Raw genomic sequence first — 3,507 nt, 5'->3', positions numbered from 1 at the left:
TAGCTGTTAACAAGAATAATGTATAAAGATGTCTAATAATATTATTTTACAAGAAATTATTTCTGAGAAAACTATTAAAAACAGAGTAAAAGAATTAGCTAAATTAATTCAGGAAGATTTCAATAATTCTCAAGGTATAGTTTTTATCGGGTTATTAAAAGGTAGTGTAATTTTCATGGCAGACTTATTACGAGCAGTGCAATTGCCAACTCTTACTATGGATTTTATGTCTGTTTCCAGTTATGGTAATACGATGGAAAGTAGTAGCAATGTCAAAATTTTACAAGACTTAGAAGCAGATATCCAAAATAAAGATGTGGTAATAGTAGAAGATATTATTGATACAGGCTTAACTCTACAAAAAATAGTAGATTTACTATTAAGGAGGAACCCTAACAACTTAGCTATTTGTACTTTATTAGATAAATCCAGTAAAAGATTAGTAGATATTAAAGTAGACTATATAGGTTTTACTATCCCGAATGATTTTGTGGTTGGGTATGGTATAGATTATGCACAAAAATATAGAAATCTACCGTATCTTGCTAAAGTAATTCAATAGAACAGGAGAATAAAAACTATGACATCTTATGTAATTGTGGGTATGCAATATGGTGATGAAGGTAAGGGAAAAATCATAGATGTTTTAGCGAATAGGGCTAAATATGTAGTACGCTTCCAAGGTGGTAATAACGCAGGGCATACTGTGGTTATAGAGAATCAACAATTTATTTTACATCTTTTACCTTCGGGGGTTTTGCATGCAGGGGTTACTTGTTTAATAGGTAACGGGGTAGTAGTAGATTTAAAGGTATTATTACAAGAAATAGCTGTTTTACAAACTAAAGGTATTAATACTGATAAAATTTTTATTAGTGATAGAGTTCATCTCATTATGCCTTATCATATTAAGTTAGATGAATTACAGGAACTTGAGTTAAAACACAATAAAATCGGAACTACTAAACGCGGTATTGGACCGTGTTATGCCGATAAATATTTAAGGATAGGAATTAGAGCGTGTGATTTATTAGACTTAAATACTTTTAAGGAAAAACTTAAGCTTAATTTGGAAGTTAAAAATGCTCTTTTTACTAAAATTTATCAGCAGGAAGCAATGGATCTCAACACTTTATATCATGAATATGTAGAATATATAAGTAAAATTAAGTATAGAATTAAAGACTGTAGTGCCATAGTAAATACGGCTCTTGATAATCAGGAAGTTGTCATGTTTGAAGGAGCACAAGCTGCAATGCTTGATATTGATTTTGGGAGTTACCCATATGTTACCTCTTCTAATCCTACCGCTGGGGCAATTTGTAGTGGTGTAGGGGTTGCTCCTCATAGAATACAAAATGTGATAGGAGTTAGTAAGGCTTATACCACAAGAGTGGGTGAGGGTCCTTTTATAACTGAACTTGCTAAGGATAAGAAAGAGCAAATTATAGGAGAGCAAATAGCAAGGGTTGGGAATGAGTATGGTTCTACTACTAAAAGAAAACGTAGATGCGGTTGGTTAGATCTTAATATTTTAAAACATGCAACTCTATTAAATGGTGTAAGCCATATAGTAATTACCAAACTTGATGTGTTAGCTAATATAGAAAAAATTAAAATCTGCGTTGGCTATAAAGTTTATAATAAGATTTATCATAATATCCCAGCTTCTTTGGAAGTATTAAAAGCACTAGAACCTATCTATGAAACTTTTGAGGGTTTTAGTGAAGATATCTCTAACATCACTAAATTAGCACAATTACCTAAGAGCTGTTTGCATTATGTTAATTCTATTGAAGAATTATTGGGGATACCAATTGCTATGATCTCAGTAGGTCCTTCTAGGGAACAGAATATTTGGTTGAAAAAATTATAGGCTCGTTATGAAAATATTTAAGTTGCTAACTATTTTTAAAACTATTATATTATAAGGTTATAAGTGAACATGCAAGCTAACTCTCAGAATTATTCATATAAAAATCCCTTAATTGAACGATATGCCTCAACTGAGATGCAGTATATTTTTTCTGATTTTAAAAAATATACAATCTGGCGTAAACTTTGGGTTGCCTTAGCAAAAGCTCAACAAAATGTTGGGTTACCCATTACCACTCTGCAAATAGAAGAATTAGAAAGCAATATAGAAAATATCAATTTTTCTAGGGTTAAGGAGTTAGAACAACAGTTAAAACATGAAGTTATGGCTCATGTTCATGCTTTTGCAGAGAATTGCCCCAATGCTGGGAGTATTCTGCATTTAGGAGAAACTAGTGCTTTTGTGATAGATAATACAGATATTATTATCTATAAAGAAGCTTTAATTCTGATAGAAAAGAGACTTATTAATGTTATTCAAGCTTTAAGCGAATTTGCCTCGCAATATAAAGCTATGGCAACATTAAGTTTTACACATTTTCAACCTGCACAACCTACCACTCTAGGGAAGAGAGCTAGTAATTGGTTGTATAGTTTTTTAATAGATTTTTATGAAATACTACATGTAAAAGATACATTATTATTAAGGGGAATAAAGGGAACTACGGGTACGGCTGCTAGTTTTAAAGAATTACTGAATAATAATTATGAGGCGTTAAAAAAAATAGACCGCTTTTTGGCACAAGAATTTAATTTTCCAAATTCATATGCGGTTACTTCACAAATATATGACCGTAAAATAGATATGTTAATTAGTCAAACCTTAGCCGGTATTGGAGTATCAGCCCATAAAATAACTAATGATTTAAGATTATTACAACATTTAAAGGAAATAGAGGAACCCTTCCAAAAAAAACAAATTGGTTCGTCTGCCATGCCTTATAAAAGAAATCCTATGCTGAGTGAAAGGGTAGCAGCTTTGGCAAAGTTTGTAATGTCTTTAAGTAATTCTACAAGTCTTGTGGCTGCTACCCAGTGGTTAGAGAGAACATTAGATGATTCTGCTAATAAAAGACTAACTCTACCACAAATTTTTTTAGCAATTGATAGTATTCTATTATTATTGCATAATATTATTTCTGGGCTTGAGATAAATGAAAAAATTATAGCTAAAAATCTAAAGGCAGAGATTCCCTTTATGATTACAGAAAATATTTTAATGGAATATGTAAAAAACGGAGGTTCTAGACAAGATGGTCACTCTAAAATTCGTGAACATTCTATAAATGCTGCTCATTTTATTAAAAAAACTGGTGGTGAGAATAATTTAATAGAACTTATTAAACAAGATAAAACCTTAAATATTGCAGATGAAAAATGGCAGGAACTGCTTAATGCTAATACATTAGTGGGATTTGCTACTGAACAAGTATCAGATTTCTTAAGTATAGAGGTACAACCTTTATTAAAAAAGTATAATTTTTTACTTAATAAATCAAAATCATCCAGAGTCTGATTGTAAAATATCAGGTTAATAGTTGTTAGATGTGTTAAAATGAAAAATAATAAAAATGTGTAATTATTATATAAAATCCTAAATGAGTTAAGATTTTATATAAAGAGATAGTTAAT

Annotated in this window: 3 protein-coding genes; all 3 read left to right on the top strand. The window is 30.6% G+C overall.

All coding sequences use genetic code 11. From position 1 onward, the window contains the following. The first annotated feature begins 28 nt into the window (after positions 1-28). The 3 genes from hpt to purB all read left to right on the top strand — a co-directional run bounded on the left by hpt (position 29) and on the right by purB (position 3,391). The gene (gene hpt, locus ACQCX0_RS00945; RefSeq protein ID WP_462562228.1) at positions 29-562 is read left to right on the top strand and encodes a hypoxanthine phosphoribosyltransferase; all 534 of its coding nucleotides are present in this window, start codon (positions 29-31) and stop codon (positions 560-562) included. Positions 563-580: 18 nt separating this feature from the next. Then, positions 581-1,876, top strand: a complete 1,296-nt coding sequence (locus ACQCX0_RS00940; RefSeq protein ID WP_462562227.1) for an adenylosuccinate synthase — start codon at positions 581-583, stop codon at positions 1,874-1,876. A 69-nt stretch (positions 1,877-1,945) separates the two neighbouring features. Further along, positions 1,946-3,391, top strand: coding sequence for an adenylosuccinate lyase (gene purB / locus ACQCX0_RS00935; RefSeq protein ID WP_462562226.1), 1,446 nt, complete (start codon positions 1,946-1,948; stop codon positions 3,389-3,391). Positions 3,392-3,507: the final 116 nt, after the last annotated feature.

It is taken from the genome of Candidatus Hepatincolaceae symbiont of Strigamia maritima (assembly GCF_055505085.1).
Note: the sequence above shows the minus strand (reverse complement) of the source record. Positions and strands in the feature narration are given on the sequence as shown.